Raw genomic sequence first — 259 nt, forward strand, 5'->3', positions numbered from 1 at the left:
ACACCAGGTTGATCGGAGCCTCGAAACCCGGCACCAGACGGTGGTAGGAGTTCAGCGTCGGGTTGGTGAACGCCAGCACCGCGCCAGCGTGCTCCAGGATGCCGCCGATGTAGTAGCGGGCGGTATCAGACAGCCCTGCGTAACCGTTCTCGTCGTGGAACAGCGGCTCGCCGTCCTTCCACAGGGACTGGTGCGCGTGCATACCCGAACCGTTATCGCCGGCCAGCGGCTTCGGCATGAAGGTCGCGGACTTCCCGTT

General features: G+C 64.5%; 1 pseudogene. It reads right to left on the bottom strand.

What is annotated here, in order from left to right:
- Positions 1 to 259, bottom strand: a pseudogene (locus tag QP968_RS11225) (type I glutamate--ammonia ligase); the annotation flags it as partial.

Origin of the sequence: Corynebacterium sp. MSK041 (assembly GCF_030232265.1) — a bacterium.
Lineage (GTDB): Bacteria > Actinomycetota > Actinomycetes > Mycobacteriales > Mycobacteriaceae > Corynebacterium.